The organism is Pseudomonas sp. S12(2018) (assembly GCF_024355235.1).
GTDB classification, from domain to species: domain Bacteria; phylum Pseudomonadota; class Gammaproteobacteria; order Pseudomonadales; family Pseudomonadaceae; genus Aquipseudomonas; species Aquipseudomonas palmensis.
Window position 1 is genome coordinate 70,277 of record NZ_QLAD01000004.1, and the last position, 14,470, is coordinate 84,746.

General features: G+C 66.0%; 18 protein-coding genes and 1 riboswitch. Of the genes, 4 read left to right on the plus strand and 14 right to left on the minus strand.

Annotation, left to right across the window (positions count from 1 at the left end):
• Positions 1-64 precede the first annotated feature (64 nt).
• Both DN388_RS10625 and DN388_RS10630 read left to right on the plus strand, forming a co-directional pair.
• Positions 65-412 carry a hypothetical protein gene (locus DN388_RS10625; protein ID WP_043860591.1) on the plus strand — a complete coding sequence of 116 codons (348 nt, stop codon included), beginning with the start codon at positions 65-67 and terminating at the stop codon, positions 410-412.
• Between the two features lie 144 nt (positions 413-556).
• Positions 557-1,069, plus strand: a complete 513-nt coding sequence (locus DN388_RS10630; RefSeq protein ID WP_054914451.1) for a FecR family protein — start codon at positions 557-559, stop codon at positions 1,067-1,069.
• On the opposite strand, the gene xerC is transcribed toward DN388_RS10630, so the two are convergent.
• Both xerC and DN388_RS10640 read right to left on the minus strand, forming a co-directional pair.
• On the minus strand, positions 1,066-1,911 hold the full coding sequence (gene xerC / locus DN388_RS10635) for a tyrosine recombinase XerC (RefSeq protein WP_229590266.1): 846 nt from the start codon (positions 1,909-1,911) through the stop codon (positions 1,066-1,068). The two genes, DN388_RS10630 and xerC, sit on opposite strands and share 4 nt — an antisense overlap.
• A gap of 133 nt (positions 1,912-2,044) precedes the next feature.
• Positions 2,045-2,851: a hypothetical protein gene (locus DN388_RS10640; protein WP_043860589.1), complete on the minus strand. Its 807-nt coding sequence runs from the start codon at positions 2,849-2,851 to the stop codon at positions 2,045-2,047.
• A 154-nt stretch (positions 2,852-3,005) separates the two neighbouring features.
• Between DN388_RS10640 and DN388_RS10645 the strand changes: the two genes are divergently transcribed.
• Positions 3,006-3,551: a hypothetical protein gene (locus DN388_RS10645; RefSeq protein WP_043860588.1), complete on the plus strand. Its 546-nt coding sequence runs from the start codon at positions 3,006-3,008 to the stop codon at positions 3,549-3,551.
• Between the two features lie 88 nt (positions 3,552-3,639).
• On the plus strand, positions 3,640-4,068 hold the full coding sequence (locus DN388_RS10650; RefSeq protein WP_254999655.1) for a RidA family protein: 429 nt from the start codon (positions 3,640-3,642) through the stop codon (positions 4,066-4,068).
• Positions 4,069-4,074: 6 nt separating this feature from the next.
• On the opposite strand, the gene DN388_RS10655 is transcribed toward DN388_RS10650, so the two are convergent.
• From DN388_RS10655 to DN388_RS10710, 12 genes are all read right to left on the minus strand, one after another.
• Entirely contained in the window at positions 4,075-5,103 is a 1,029-nt protein-coding gene (locus DN388_RS10655; protein WP_058540233.1) for a hypothetical protein, read from the minus strand.
• A gap of 80 nt (positions 5,104-5,183) precedes the next feature.
• Positions 5,184-7,088, minus strand: coding sequence for a M14 family metallopeptidase (locus tag DN388_RS10660; RefSeq protein ID WP_254999659.1), 1,905 nt, complete (start codon positions 7,086-7,088; stop codon positions 5,184-5,186).
• Positions 7,089-7,215: 127 nt separating this feature from the next.
• On the minus strand, positions 7,216-7,875 hold the full coding sequence (locus DN388_RS10665) for a TenA family protein (protein WP_043860584.1): 660 nt from the start codon (positions 7,873-7,875) through the stop codon (positions 7,216-7,218).
• Between the two features lie 3 nt (positions 7,876-7,878).
• Positions 7,879-8,529 (minus strand): TenA family protein, encoded by a 651-nt coding sequence (locus tag DN388_RS10670; RefSeq protein WP_054914446.1) that lies wholly within the window; start codon positions 8,527-8,529, stop codon positions 7,879-7,881.
• Between the two features lie 32 nt (positions 8,530-8,561).
• Positions 8,562-8,677: riboswitch (TPP riboswitch) on the minus strand.
• Between the two features lie 126 nt (positions 8,678-8,803).
• Entirely contained in the window at positions 8,804-9,430 is a 627-nt protein-coding gene (gene ureG / locus DN388_RS10675) for an urease accessory protein UreG (RefSeq protein ID WP_043860582.1), read from the minus strand.
• Positions 9,431-9,440: 10 nt separating this feature from the next.
• Positions 9,441-10,115, minus strand: coding sequence for an urease accessory protein UreF (locus DN388_RS10680; protein WP_254999662.1), 675 nt, complete (start codon positions 10,113-10,115; stop codon positions 9,441-9,443).
• The gene (locus tag DN388_RS10685) at positions 10,115-10,660 is read right to left on the minus strand and encodes a HupE/UreJ family protein (RefSeq protein WP_058540237.1); all 546 of its coding nucleotides are present in this window, start codon (positions 10,658-10,660) and stop codon (positions 10,115-10,117) included. Before DN388_RS10685 ends, DN388_RS10680 begins: the two co-directional genes overlap by 1 nt.
• 20 nt (positions 10,661-10,680) lie before the next feature.
• Entirely contained in the window at positions 10,681-11,166 is a 486-nt protein-coding gene (ureE, locus tag DN388_RS10690) for an urease accessory protein UreE (RefSeq protein WP_123753068.1), read from the minus strand.
• Between the two features lie 9 nt (positions 11,167-11,175).
• The gene (ureC, locus tag DN388_RS10695) at positions 11,176-12,879 is read right to left on the minus strand and encodes an urease subunit alpha (RefSeq protein WP_254999678.1); all 1,704 of its coding nucleotides are present in this window, start codon (positions 12,877-12,879) and stop codon (positions 11,176-11,178) included.
• Entirely contained in the window at positions 12,876-13,193 is a 318-nt protein-coding gene (locus DN388_RS10700; RefSeq protein ID WP_054914443.1) for an urease subunit beta, read from the minus strand. The genes ureC and DN388_RS10700 overlap by 4 nt, the downstream gene beginning before the upstream one ends.
• An 18-nt stretch (positions 13,194-13,211) precedes the next feature.
• Positions 13,212-13,514, minus strand: coding sequence for an urease subunit gamma (locus tag DN388_RS10705; protein WP_043859641.1), 303 nt, complete (start codon positions 13,512-13,514; stop codon positions 13,212-13,214).
• 11 nt (positions 13,515-13,525) lie between these two features.
• Complete coding sequence (locus DN388_RS10710; RefSeq protein ID WP_100632718.1) at positions 13,526-14,362, minus strand: urease accessory protein UreD; 837 nt, start codon at positions 14,360-14,362, stop codon at positions 13,526-13,528.
• Positions 14,363-14,470 lie beyond the last annotated feature (108 nt).

Sequence of the window (14,470 nt, forward strand, 5' to 3'; positions counted from 1 at the left end):
CGCCGCACCCTCGGCGCATGACGACGGACCAATGTCAGGTAGCCCACATGAAAGGAGTTCGACCATGACCCGCACCCCGATCACCGCTCTGCTGTTCGCCGCGCTGCTGGGCGCCCAGGCCACCGTGGCCCTGGCCGCAGGTACCGGCCCGACCAACCCTGCCCCCGGCAACGGCGTGCCCAACTCCACCCTTCCTGGGGCCGGGGTGGATGTACCGGCCCCGTCCAACGAGCCGTCCATGCCCAACGGCACCGACCCACGTACCCAGGGCAACGACGACGGCCGCCAGGGCGGCATGAACACCGATGACACCCGTGGGCAGATGCCCGAGGGCACCGGTTCCGAGAGAAATGGCCACGAAGGCTCCGAAAGCAACAACAGCGGCGGTGTCAGCGGCCCGGCTGGCAGCTGACCGCTGCGCCCGCAAGCTGGCTCCTACCGGCAATACACACCCTGTAGGAGCCGGCCTTGCCGGCGAAGGCCCAAGCACTGCAACCGCTTGAGTGCCGCCCCTGCTGCCCCTATCATCCCCAGCCTCTTCCACCTGGGGCTCCCCGTGTCTGACCCTCGCCTGAAACGCCTTGGCGCTTGCCTGTTGGCAATCCTTGGCAGCGCCTACCTGGCGCAGAACATCGTGCCATGGCGCCAATTGATGGCCGATGAACGCACCGGGCCGGCCCAGACACGCCTGCTGCAATTGAGCGATGGCAGCCAGCTTGCGCTCAACCACGCCACCCATGTGGACATCCGCTTCACCGCGCAGCAACGACGCCTGGTGCTGCACGACGGCGAAGTGCTGGTGCAGGCCAGCAGCGACCCGCGCCCGCTGATCGTCGAAACCCCGAGCGGTGAAGTCCGCGCACACTCCGGGACGTTCAGTGTCGATCATCTGCACAGGGGCTCCCAGGTCAACGCCTACGCGGCTGACGTACAGGTCCTGCCACGGCTGGGCACCCCCAGCCTGCTGCCCAGCGGCAGCGGGCTATGGTTGCGCCGTGCCGGCAGCAGCTGGCAATGGCCAGCCCGGCCCAGCCGAATCAACACCCGGGCCTGGCCCGCCGGTAGCTAGCAGTCGAAGCGGTCCACCGCGCGGCGCCGCTCGTTGTCGTCGCGCATGTCGTAGTTGGCCGTGGTCTGGATGTTGCTGTGGTGCGCCAGCTTCTGCGCGATCGACAGGTCGTGCTCCTCGATCACCCGGGTGATGAACGAACGGCGAAAATCGTGGGGCATGATCTTTACGCCCACCTGGGTTCCGCGTTGGCGGGCGATGTAGTAGATCGCGTGCTTGGTGATGCGCTCGCGGGTGATATGGCTGCCGCGGCGGATACGGTTGAACAGGAAGGTATCGTCGGCCTGGCCCTCGGGCAGCTGCGAGCGGCGAAACTCCAGCCAGGCATTGAGCTTGTCGAAGGCCCACACCGGGGCGTACTTGATCAGCTGCTTGTTGCCCTTGCCCAGCACCTGCAGGCTGCGCTCGGCAAAGTCGATCTGCTTGAGGTCGAGGTTGACCGACTCGCTCTTGCGCATGCCGGTGCCGTACAGCAAGGCGATCACCGCCGCGTCGCGCAGCCCCTGCGGGCGCGGGTCGGCAGCGCAGGCCTCCATCAGTTCGCGGATCAGCGTGCGCTTGAGGTTGCGCCCCACCGGCAGGCGCGTGCCCTGGGCGGCCTTGACCGTGCGCATGCGCAGCAGCTGGTCCTGGCTGATCAGGCCCAGGCGCCAGGCCTCGTTCATCACCCCGCGAATCGCGTTGACGTACAGCGACGTGGTGTTCGGCGCATAGCCGTCGGCGCGCAACGCCGCCACCAGCGCAGTGACATGCCCCGGTTCGAGCAAGTGCCAGGGCACCTCCTTGATGTCGATGTCCTCGAAGTCCAGACGGTCGGCGGCGTCCTGCAGGATGTACTTCATGGTCAACTGGCTCGACGGGGCCAGTCGGGCGAGGTATTGCAGCAGGGGGTTGTGGAGCGATGCGTGCAGTGAATCAGGCAAACCGTGGGGTTCCTCTAGCGCAGTAGGGCAAATTCAGCCGGGGATGATACCCCTAGTCCACCAGGTAAAGCTTGATGGTTTCCCGGGTCAGCGAGATCACCTCGTGGGTGTAGCCCTCGGCATCGCTGGTGCCGTATTCCAGATACCCGTCCTTGCGCTGGATCACGTAGGCCACGCGTGGCAGCGGCCTGCCGGTTTCGCTGTCGGTGATGGGCAGGCGTGCACTGTAGAGCGGCGCCTCGACCTGCCTGGCGAAGGGTGCCAGCGGCGTGGCGTCGTCCAGCGTCGGCGCGGCCCACACAAAAGGTGGTATGTACGGGCTGTAGTCGTGCTTGTTCACTTCGGCCAGCAGCACCGAAACCGGGATGCGCATCACCAGTGAAAAGTACGCGTGATACGGGAACGCGGTGATGTACAGCTTGCACGGGATTGTGGTTCTGTTCTCGAGCAGGCGCTGGATGGTTTCGCGGGTCAGTTCAGTGCTGCTGGAGCGGCTCGGCAGGGTCTTGTCGAAGCTCATCTGCGCCAGGTAGTTGAAACTGCCATCGGGCGCGCGGCTTTCGAACTCGGGCGAGCCGGACAGGTTGTAGGTGATGACGTGCTCGAGGTCGAAGTTCTCGTCGCCGTCCAGCGCGCACACCAGCCGCTCGCTGATCTGGCCATTGCCGGTGTGGCGTTCGAACAGGCTGAGCAGGTCTTCGTCGGCCTGAAAACGCAGGTCGTAGCGATACGGGTTGTCGCTGAACGACACAAAGCGCAGGGGCAACGGGTCGATGCCGTGGTCCTTGACGCAGCCACTGCTCAACAGTGCACCGGCGGCCAGCGTGAAGCCGAGGGCGAAGCGGTGAAACACAGGCATGCGCCCTTCTTCCATGAGTGTGGCGGGCGCGCAGGATGCCCTAGCAGGCACTCTGCGGCAAGTGTCACGGCGCTTTGTGCGATGCCTCGTGAACCGCTGGCGCAGCGTGACCAACTGGTGTATCAAGGCGCCCTCCCGCCCCCATGGATGACACATGCGCCTGCTTCCACTGATCGTACTTGGCCTGCTGGCTGCCCAGCTCAGTGCCTGTTCACTGTTCATCCCGCGCGCCAAGGCCACGGTCGAACCGATTTCCCTGCAAAAGCAACTCGACAGCAACCACAGTGTGTACACCCTGACCTTCGCGGCAGATGTGGATGTGCTCGACGCCTTCCGGGGCAAGACCAGCCAGTTGGGCACGCGCATCGAATGCTCGATCACCGAGGATGAGAACCTCGCCTATGACCACCGCATGACGTATTCGCTGATCGGTGAGATCGAACGCGATGACCGACCGCCCCGTGATGGCCTGTTCACCTCGAAACTGAGCTTTCAGAAAAAAGACCAGTACCGCGACCTGAGCGACGCAGCGGCCCTCGACATGCTGGCAAGAAAGCCGGTACTGCCATGCACCATGAAGGCGTCCGGCTTCTTTGTGGGCTACTACTATTCGAAGCCGTTCACCTTGCAGGCCAGCGACCTGATCCGACTGATCAAGGGGCCGGTGCCTTCGCAGCGCCTATTTCTCAAACACTACTGAAGAACGTGCGGCGCCCTTGAAAACAGGTGCTTGACCTCAACCTAACTTGAGGTTTTACCCTTGCGCCTCCCTTGAGTGGAGTCGCCCCATGAGCACCAGCCAACCCGCTGTATTTGTGTTGTCCAACCCCGAAGGCCTGTACGACCCCAGCGCCAATGCCTATTCACACGTGGCCGAGGTCAGCACCGCCGCCAAGCTGCTGTACATCGCCGGCCAGGGGGGTGAAGACCCTGCCGGTACGCTGTCGCCCGACTTTGCCGAACAGGCGAGCCAGGCACTGCTCAACCTGCGCACCGCGCTGGAATCAAAAGGTGCGAGCCTGGCCGATGTATTCAAGCTGACCCTGCTGATCGTGGACCATAGCGAAGCCAGGCTGGCGCTGTGGGTGGCGGCTGCGAACGCCGCCTGGGGCCAGCTCAGCAAACCGACCTGCACCCTGATACCCGTGCCGCGCCTGGCACTGGACGGCATGCAGATCGAAGTCGATGCCGTGGCGGCCCTGCCCGCTACGAGCTGATGGCCCCTAGCGCAGCGTGCACTGCGTCTGCACGATCGAGCGGTTGATGCGGTCCAGCTCGCTCTCGGCAACAACCCTGTTGTGGACGTTGAAGGCCATTTCATAGGCCTGGTTGGCAAACGCGGTGCAGTTGGGCCGCTCGAGAATCACCGCATCCATGCGCAACGCGTAGATGACCAGGGCGTCCGCCGACTGACCGGCGCGTTCGCGGTAGGCATAGCGTTGCTGGCGGGCCTGCTCGAAGTTGGCCTGCACTGCCTTTTCATAGTTGGCCTTTTGCGTGCGCTGCACAGTGGCCACCGGCACAGTGAGCAATTGATACACCGCCTGCTCGTAGGTCTTGGGGAAGCGGACTTCGTTGGTTTCGTGCAGCAACGTCTGGTTCATCACGTACAAGGTGGTGGTCGGACAGTAGTCGAAGCGCCCGCAGGCCTTGCTTGCCTTGGCTTGCAGGGCATCTGGCTGAAACCGCTGCGCCGACCAGCCCAGGGCCAGGTTGTACTGCTTGAGCGCCGTGTAATCGGCCTTCAACGCCTTGTTGAACGCCGCGAAGCACGCCGTGGTCTGCGCCGTCTGCGCATCGCCACAGCCTTTCACGCCAGAGATGTCGTCCAGCGAGTCGCCGCTGTAGTCGAGGGTCAGCGCTGGCCGTGCAGGCGTTGTCGACACCGCCACACCCTGGGTCTTGAGTGCACTGTAGCGGGCCGTCATTGCTTGCAACCTGGCACCGTCGGCTTTCTGCACGGCGGCGATTTCCAGCAGTTGCTTGACTGCGTCGAGGTCCTGGGGCTTGAGGTCCTTGTTGCCGGTCAGTGCCTCCAGCAGGTCCAGCGTGGCATTGGCATCACCGGCTTCGGAGTCCATGCGCAGCGCGCTCAAGGTCGACGCATAGCGGCTCTGTTGCACGAACTCGCCAAGGTTCATTTCTTCAAGGCTTGCGTACTTGAGCGGCTGTGCAATCTGCTGGCTCATGTCCTGGGCACACGCCAGCGAGGCGTACAGCAGGGTGATGGCAAGGGTAAGGCTGGTCTTCATGGACGTCCTGACAAGGCAACGCCACCGCAATGGTCGCGGTGGCCCACACCTGCATCGGCACGGCTGGCGCTTCCTTTAACTCAGTACACGGCCCCCACCGGGTACACGAATGCATTCACGTCATAGAAGGGCGTGCGCTGGTAAAACCAGTGCAGGCGCGCACTCGGGCTGTCGGCGAACGCCTTGTCGTCCTTGAGGCGGGCCTCGAACTCGGCCTTGAGTGCCGGGCTCGCGGCCAGCATCTTGCGCGCCATCGGCTCCATCACGTATTCCTCTGGCTCCTCCGCCGCCACCAGGGTCGCGTTGAAGAAACCCCAGGCCCAGAACGAGTCGGGGCTTTGCGGGTGCAACAGGTTGATCGCCAGCACGCCCAGCGGCTGGTCGATGTCGATCAGCACCGAACCCGCCGCAAAGGTCTGCATACGCTCCAGCGGGTTGGCCACGCCACTGACCAGCAGATGCCCTTCATAGCCCGGAATCTCGTTGGCTGCCGCACGGTCCGGCTCGAAGCCACCGGCCACCTTCACCTCATCCATGCGGTACAGCGTCACCGCCATCGCCGTGGGCTGCTCGAGGGTGCGCATGCGGATGCCATGCGCCTTGAGCCGCGCGATCACCTCGGCCCACTGCGCCGGCACCACGTACTGGCGTGGGCGCTTGACCACCAGGTCGGGCTCGGTGTTGCCAGTGACCGGCACCGTCAGCGGCTTGGGCACGTTGCCCCACACGATCGTCCTGGCACCGGTGATCGGCGACTGTTCGTAGCGGTAGTCGCCCACCTTGAAATCCACCTGCTCCTCCTTGCCCGGCTTCCAGGTCAGCACCACCTCGCGCTGGGCCGCGAGCCGGGCACGGTCACTGGCAATGGCCTGCTGCAGCGAAGATGCCTGCTCGCCGATCACCTGGAACATCGTCTTGAGCATCACGTAGTTGCCCAGCACCTGGGTCTGGTACGGGTGCAGTGCATGCTGCTCGATCAGAATCGACGGCACGTTGCGGATATCGCCGTACTGGTTGGAGAAGCGCGCCAGGTCGGTGCGGTACGGGTAGTAGCCCTGAGTCGGGTCCTGGTTGTCGTTCATGCTGATGCACTCGTGCACCACATGCCCCTCGCCCTCCAGCGCCTGGTACACCGGCGCACGCATCACCGTGTCCATCCACGCGCTGCTGGCCGGCGACCAGCCATTGCCGTTATGGCAATACGAGCTGTCGTAGGGGTACATCGCGCCATCGGTGGAGTGGGTGTCGGCGAAGAAGCTCAGCTCGTAGGTGTTGAACACCCAGGCCACGTTGCGGATCTCGGCGCTGTCGAGCTTGGTGAAATCGCGGTTCAGGTTGAGGTTGCGCCCGTTCACGCGCCAGCCACTCTGGCGGGGGCCGTTCTGGTTGATTCGGCCATAGGCGCTGCGACGGATATCGCCGTCCACGTTGACACTGGGGATGAACAGGATGTTGACCTTCTGCAGCAGGCCGGCCAGCGGCTTGCTGCCGGTGGTCATGTCGCGCAGCAGCATGAACATCGCGTCCTTGCCGTTGGACTCGCCGGGGTGGATACCGGCCTCGATAAAGAGCGTCGGCTTGCCCGAACGCTTGAGCGCGGCGGGTGACTTGTCGGCCTCCAGCGAGGCCACCACCAGCAGCATCGGGTGGCCCTCGGCGCTTTTCTCCGGCAGCTCGCTGAGCACGATGGCGCCATTGGCGGCGGATACCAGTTGCTGAAGGTAATCGCGGGTTTGCGCGTAGGTGCTGGTGTCGGCAAAGCCGGTGGCTTCGGCGACGGTGATCAGGGGGTTGCCGGCGGGCGCGATATAGCGGGTACTGGTGAGGGTCTGCTCGAACATTGCCGGCAGAATGCGTTGCTTGGCGGCCTCGGGGTAGCCGCTGTCATCGATATAGGCCGGGGCGCCGGGCAAGGCCGCAAGGGCGGGCAGGCTGCCGAGCAGCAGCAAGGTGGCCAGCAGGGGCTGCGGGTGCAGGTCGTTCATGATGGGTCCTTATCATGCGTAAGCAGGCAACCTTAGCTGATAAGGGGCAATGTCACCGCGACGGGATGCCGGCGAAGCGCCGCGCGAGCGGCGCTCGGTGCCGGGAGCGCCGTTGCGCCACGCCGTTCTACCGCGCCGCCAACCCCATCTGCCAGAAATCCGCCTCCAGCCGCGACGCCTGGGCAAAGATCGCCACCAGCTCGGTGAAGCGCTGCTCGGTCATGCTGCGCGCCGCCAGTTCGTCCAGGTGCAGGCGCGCTGCAGCAGCCACGCCCTGATACCCCTCCCCGGCATACTCGCCAATCCACTCGCGGTACGGATGATCACCCAGCGCCGCCACCCCGTCGGGGCTCAGCGCCCGGCCGATCTCGGCGTAGCCGATCACACAGGGCGACAGCGCCACATGCAGGTCCAGCAAGTCGCCCGCCGCGCCGCAATCGAGCACGAAGCGCGTATAGGCCACGGTGGCCTGGTGCTCCGGCGCGGCCTCGATGTCAGCCTTGGACAAGCCCCAGCGCGCGCACAGGCGTACATGCAGGTCGGTCTCGTCCAGAATCGCCGCAAGCCCCGCCTGGGCGGCACGGATGTCCGAAGGCCGGCGGCTCTTGTACGCGGCCAGCGCCCAGGCCCGCGCGAACTGGATCAGGAACAGGTAATCCTGCACCAGGTAGGTACGAAACGCCGTTTCGGGCAAGCTGCCCTGGCCCATCTGGCGCACGAAGCTGTGGTCCACGTAACTGGCCCACTCGGTCGGTGCAGCAGCTTTCAAACGGTCGAAAATATCCATCCTTCACTCCCCCTGTGGGTACACGGCATCGAAAAACTCAAGCTCCAGCGCCACGGCACGCAAGAAGAAATCGGTGCTCAGCGCCTCTTCCTGCGGGCCCACGCGGTCGAGTTCGGCGCCCAGGAACGCGACGAAGTCGGCGAAGGCCGGGTTGTCGTGCAAGGTGATCCACTCGGCGTGCACGAAGTTGTCCGGCAGCGGCCTGGGCGCCTTGAGCGCCCAGTCCAGGTACAGGCCCTCGGCCACGTTGAGCACCGCCAGCACTGCCGCATAGGATCGGGTGGCCGCCGCCTGGCGCATGATCGCCTTGAAGCCGGCCGTGGGCTGTGTGTCGGCCGGCGCGGTACGTTGCGCCTCGCTCACGCCCAGTGCCTCAAAGGCGCGCAGGAAATAGGTGTTTTCATCGCTGGCGATCATGCCGGCGAAACGCGCCAGGCGCAGGCGCGCATCGAAGGTGTCGGCGGTGGCAATGGCCGCGCCGAGCAGGGTCAGGAAGCTGTCGATGAAGCGATGGTCCTGCACCAGGTAACGCACCATCACCGGGTCCGGCAGGCTGCCGTCGCACAGCTGGGTGACGAAACGGTGGCCGACGGCGGCCGACCAGGTGGGTTCGCTTTGTTTGCGCAGGTGTTCGGTGAAACGTGGGGCAGTCATGGAGCGGCCTCGCAGTGAGACCGGCAAAGAAGGCAGGCGCTAGATCCCATCCCTTCGCCGGCATGATCCGGATCAGGTTCGAAGGGTCACCGCGCTGCAGATGCCAGCGGTTTCTCAGCCCGTTGCCGGGGCTCCCCTTGGTGCGCACACTGTATACAGCGATGTGGGCAATGTGCAATGCGCAGGCACCGCATCGATGCCATCGCGGGTCAAGCCCGCTCCCACAGGAGCTGGCGCCGTCCTTGTGGGAGCGGGCTTGACCCGCGATAGGCATTCACACCGAAACCGGTTTCAACATCCCCCGCTCGACAATGAACCCGATCACCGCCTGCAAACCCTGCCCCGTCTTCAGGTTGCTGAACGTCCACGGCCGCTCGGGCCGCATGCGCCGGGTGTCCTTTTCCATGACCTCCAGCGACGCACCCACATAGGGCGCCAGGTCGATCTTGTTGATCACCAGAAAATCCGACTTGGTGATCCCCGGCCCGCCCTTGCGCGGGATCTTCTCGCCCTCGGCCACGTCGATCACGTAGATCGTCAGGTCGGCCAGCTCCGGGCTGAAGGTGGCACTCAGGTTGTCACCGCCACTCTCGACGAAGATCACTTCCAGGTTGCCGAACTTGCGCGCCAGATCCTCCACCGCCGCCAGGTTCATCGAGGCATCTTCACGGATCGCGGTATGCGGGCAGCCGCCGGTCTCCACGCCGACGATACGCTCGGGTTCGAGCGCGCCGGCTTCGGTAAGGATGCGCTGGTCTTCCTTGGTGTAGATGTCGTTGGTGACCACGGCGATCTGGTAGTCATCGCGCATGGCCTTGCACAGCGCTTCGAGCAGCGCGGTCTTGCCGGAGCCGACCGGGCCGCCGACACCGACGCGCAGGGGTTGCTGGTAGCTTTGCATGGCAGTTTCCTCAGGATCGGAACAATCGAGTGTATTGGGTTTCATGGCGGGCAGAGGCAATCGCTAGCAACGGCAGGCCGCCGCCCAGGTGTTCATCAGGTACGTCCAGCGCCCACTCCAGTACCGCAGGCAGCTCCTCGCACAACTCGCGCAGCAGGGTCTGGGCTGCCTGCTGACCGAACGGCACCAGCTTGACCCCGGCCATCACCGCCCCTTCCAGCCAGGCAAAACCATGCCCCAAGGCCAGCTCACGCAGCGGGATCTGCCAGTGCACGGCCAGCCAGGCCATGCCGCCCAGCTGGCTCAGTTCGACGCTGCTGCGCCAGGCCGACGCCTGACACAGCTGCCAGCCATCGAGCAGGCGCGCCAGGGCCTTGCCACGCTGGCGTTCCTCCAGGCGCAGCTCGGCGGTTTCGCGGTTGGCCAGCAAAAAGCTGCTCCAGTGGGCGAACGCATCGGCATCTTGCGCGCGGCACGCGCTGTACAGCCGTTGCAGCAGCGGCCAGTCGAGGTGGCCGAGGGTGTCGTGCAACTGCTCGCGCTGCCAGGCGCCAAAGCCGTCGGCCCCCGTCACCCAGCCCGCCTCCACCGCCCACTCCAACCCCTGGGAATAGGTGAAGCCCCCCACCGGCAGGTTGGCGCTGACCAGTTGCAGCAGGCGCAGCAACTGCAGGTTGGCGCTCATCAGCCGGCCAGCACCAGGGCGGCACCGGCCAGCAGGCCGCCGCCACAGGCCTTCTGCAGCCCGGGGTGACGGCGCAACAGGCGCCCGGCGCCATAGCCTGCCAGCAGCAACAGGCCGCTGACCGCGACAAAGCCTGCGCTGAACACCCAGAACGCGCCCGGGCTGGCTTCGACGCCGTGGGCCCAGCCGTGAAACAGCGCGAACACCGGCATGACCAGCGCCAGCAGCACCTGGCGGCTGGGCAGCAGCAGCGCCGCGGCGGCCACCAGCAGCGAGCCGATGATCATGCTCTCCATGCCGATCACGCCCCCGAACAGATGGCCCATCAGCGCGCCGCCGAACATCGCCGCCAGCGTGGCCAGCGGCAGCGCCAGGGTGCGCCCGGTCAGGGCGGCCAGCACCCCGGTGCCCAGCAGCATCAGCAGGTGGTCAAGCCCGGTGAGCGGGTGCAGCAACCCGTCCTGCAGGGGGTTGCTGTCGTGGCCGGGGTGGGCGAACGCAGGGACGGCGATCAGCAGCAAGGCAAACGCGAGGGTCTTTTTCATCGTGCAACTCCATGTCGAAATCAGTGGGCGTGGCCAGGCACGCGAACAAAGGGGTGATCGTTGTGGCTATGGCTGTGCGGCGCGCTCTGGTAGGCGCCGGCCTCGGGCTCGAACGGCGCCTGCTCCACCGCCACCTCAAGGCCGAAGCCACGCACCATGTCGTCCAGCACATGGTCGTGCTGGTACCGCACGAAATCGCGCTCGATCTGCAACGGCACATGCCGATTGCCCAGGTGATAGGCGGCGCGGGCCAGCGCCAGCGGGTCGGCGCAGCGCACCGTCGAGACCTGCTCCGGCGCCGCCAGCACGCGAATCACCTCACGCCCCTGGGCGTCGGCCAGCAGCTCGCCGCCGCGAATCAGCTGGCCGCGTTCGAGCATCAGCCCGGCCTCGCGCCCGTCATCCAGGGTGATGCGCACGCGGCTCTTGATGCGCGTATCCAGGCTCAGGGTGGCAGTGGCGCCGATGTGTGCGGCCTGGTTCAGGCGTTGCGTCAACAGGATCATGCTCGCTCCTCAAAACAGAAAATAACGCTGCGCCATCGGCAGCACGCTGGCCGGCTCGCACACCAGCAGCTCGCCGTCGGCGCGTACCTCATAGGTTTGTGAATCCACTTCGATGGTGGGCATCAGCCCGTTGTGCAGCATGTCGGCCTTGCGCACCGTGCGACAGCCCCGGGCCACGCCGATCAGGCTGCGCAGGCGCAGTTCATGGTGAACGCCACGCTCCACCGCGGCCTGGGACAGGAACGTCATGCGCGTGGCGTTGCGCGCCTGGCCCAGGGCGCCGAACATCGGCCGGTAGTGCACCGGCTGCGGCGTGGGGATCGAGCCGTTGATGTCGCCCATCGGCGCCATCACGATCATCCCGCCCTTGAGCACCAGTGCGGGCTTGACCCCGAAGAACGCCGGCGACCACAGCACCAGGTCGGCCAGCTTGCCGGCCTCCAGCGAACCGACTTCATGGGCGATGCCATGGGTCAGCGCCGGGTTGATGGTGTACTTGGCGATGTAGCGCTTGACCCGGAAGTTGTCGCTGCGCGCGGTGTCAGGCGCCAATGGGCCGCGGCGCAGTTTCATCTGGTGCGCCACCTGCCAGGTGCGCAGCACCACCTCGCCCACCCGGCCCATGGCCTGGGAGTCTGACGAGGTCATCGAGAACGCGCCGATGTCGTGCAGGATGTCTTCGGCGGCAATCGTCTCGCGGCGGATGCGCGACTCGGCGAAGGCCACGTCCTCGGGGATGCTGGTGTCCAGGTGGTGGCACACCATCAGCATGTCCAGGTGCTCGTCCACGGTGTTGACGGTGTACGGCAGGGTCGGGTTGGTGGAGGACGGCAGCACGTTGGCGTAGCCCGCCGCACGGATGATGTCCGGCGCATGCCCGCCGCCCGCGCCCTCGGTATGGAAGGTGTGAATGGTGCGGTCGCCGATGGCGGCCAGGGTGTCTTCGATGCAGCCGCTTTCGTTGAGGGTGTCGCTGTGCAGCGCCACCTGCACGTCCATCGCCTCGGCCACGGCCAGGCAACAGTCGATGGCCGCCGGGGTGGAGCCCCAGTCTTCGTGCAGCTTGAGCCCCACCGCCCCGGCCTCGATCTGCTCGCGCAGGGCCTGGGGTTGCGAGGCATTGCCCTTGCCCAGCAGGCCGATGTTGATCGGCAGTTCGTCGGCGGCCTGGAGCATGCGCGCCAGGTACCAGGTGCCCGAAGTACAGGTGGTGGCGTTGGTGCCGGTGGCCGGCCCGGTGCCGCCGCCGATGAAGGTGGTGATGCCCGACACCAGCGCCTCGTCGACCTGCTGCGGGCAGATGAAATGAATGTGCGAGTCGATGCCGCCGGCGGTGACGATCTTGCCCTCGGCGGCGATCACCTCGGTGCCAGGCCCCACCGCCAGGGTCACGCCGGGCTGCACGTCGGGGTTGCCGGCCTTGCCGATGCCGAAGATGCGCCCGTTCTTCACGCCGATATCGGCCTTGACGATGCCCCAGTGGTCGATGATCAGGGCGTTGGTCAGCACCAGGTCCATGGCCTCGGCGGCCAGCATCTGGCCCTGGCCCATGCCGTCGCGGATCACCTTGCCGCCGCCGAACTTGACCTCTTCACCGTAGACCGTGAAGTCCTGCTCGACCTCCACCCACAGCTCGGTGTCGGCCAGGCGCACGCGGTCGCCCACGGTGGGGCCGAACATGTCGGCATAGGCACGCCGGGAAATACGGCTCATGCCACGGCCTCCAGCTTGCCCATCACCCGGCCCTGGAAGCCATACACCTCGCGCTTGCCGGCATAGGCCACCAGGTTGACGGTGCGCGCCTGGCCCGGTTCGAAGCGCACGGCAGTGCCGGCGGCGATGTCCAGGCGAAAGCCGCGGGTGGCCTCGCGCTCGAACACCAGAAAGGCGTTGACCTCGTAGAAGTGATAGTGCGAGCCGACCTGGATCGGCCGGTCGCCATGGTTGGCCACGCTGACGCTGATCGTGGCGCGACCGGCGTTGAGTTCGATGTCGCCGTCGGCGACCTGGATTTCTCCGGGAATCATGGGCTGCTCCTGGGCAGGTCAGACGATAGGGTCGTGGACGGTGACCAGCTTGGTCCCGTCGGGAAAGGTCGCTTCCACCTGCACGTCGTGGATCATCTCGCTGACACCTTCCATCACCTGGTCACGCCCGAGCACTTCGCGGCCCAGGCTCATCAGCTCGGCCACCGTGCGCCCGTCGCGGGCACCTTCCATCACGCTGGCACTGATCAGCGCCACCGCCTCGGGGTAGTTGAGCTTCAGCCCACGGGCCAGGCGGCGCTCGGCGAGCAACGCGGCGGTGAACAGCAGCAGTTTGTCTTTCTCTCTCGGGGTCAGCTCCATGGTGCGGTCTCTCAAGTGGCCCAGATGCGCGGCGGGCATGGCGGCAAGCCGACGACGGTCGGTCGCAGGGCGCGCCACAGCCGCTGCAGGGTGGATTGCAGGCGTTGGTTGTCGTGGTCGAGCAGGCGCACCACCAGCAGCTGGCCAAGCAGCGTGGCGCCGGCGGGCACCGGCAGCGGGTGGATCAGTTCGCGCACCTGTTCAAGCAGTTGCTCGTTGGCCGGGGCGGCGCAGAAGGTGGCCAGCAGCGGGTGGCCGCCCAGCTTGTGCAGGTGCCCACCCTGCAGGCGCAGGCGCTCGTGCAGGCCGGGATCGTCGGGCATGTCCACCTGCAGCCGGCTGTCCACGGCGCCATGGCTGAAGGCCTCGCCCATTACCGGGCGGCCCAGGCACAGGGTTTCCCAGGCCAGCAGGCGCGCGCCGGGGGCCAGGCTGAAATGGCTGTGCAGCGATACCCGCGCGCCGGGGAAGCAGATGCTGTCCTGGGGCAGCCACTCCAGGGTGCTGCCCTCGGCCAGGTGAAAGCGCTGGCGCAGCACCGAGGTGGGCCCGGCGCTGCGGTAGAACTTGGTGGCACCGGGCATGGTCAGCAGCGCATGGCTGCCCGGCTCCAGGTGCAGGTTCAGGGCCAGGCGATCCCCCCCCACCACCCCGCCCGGGGGGTGCAGCACATACACATGGCAGGGGTCGCCTTCGGGGTAGAACGGGCGCTGCACCAGAAGTGGGCCGAAATGCTGGCGTGCACCAATTCGGGTCCGCCCCTGACCTGCGACGAAGCGCAGGTTCAGTTCGGCGTTCCAGCCGGCCGGATCAACCGGCGCGGGGATAAATCGTTGAGCTAGCGTCATGCACGGCGGCCCTGGGCAATGGAGTGGCGACACGGCAAGGCCGGTGTCTGACCAATCGATCAGCTATCGATGCCTGGGGCAATGCAGGTTGCGAGCCAATGTTGTGCA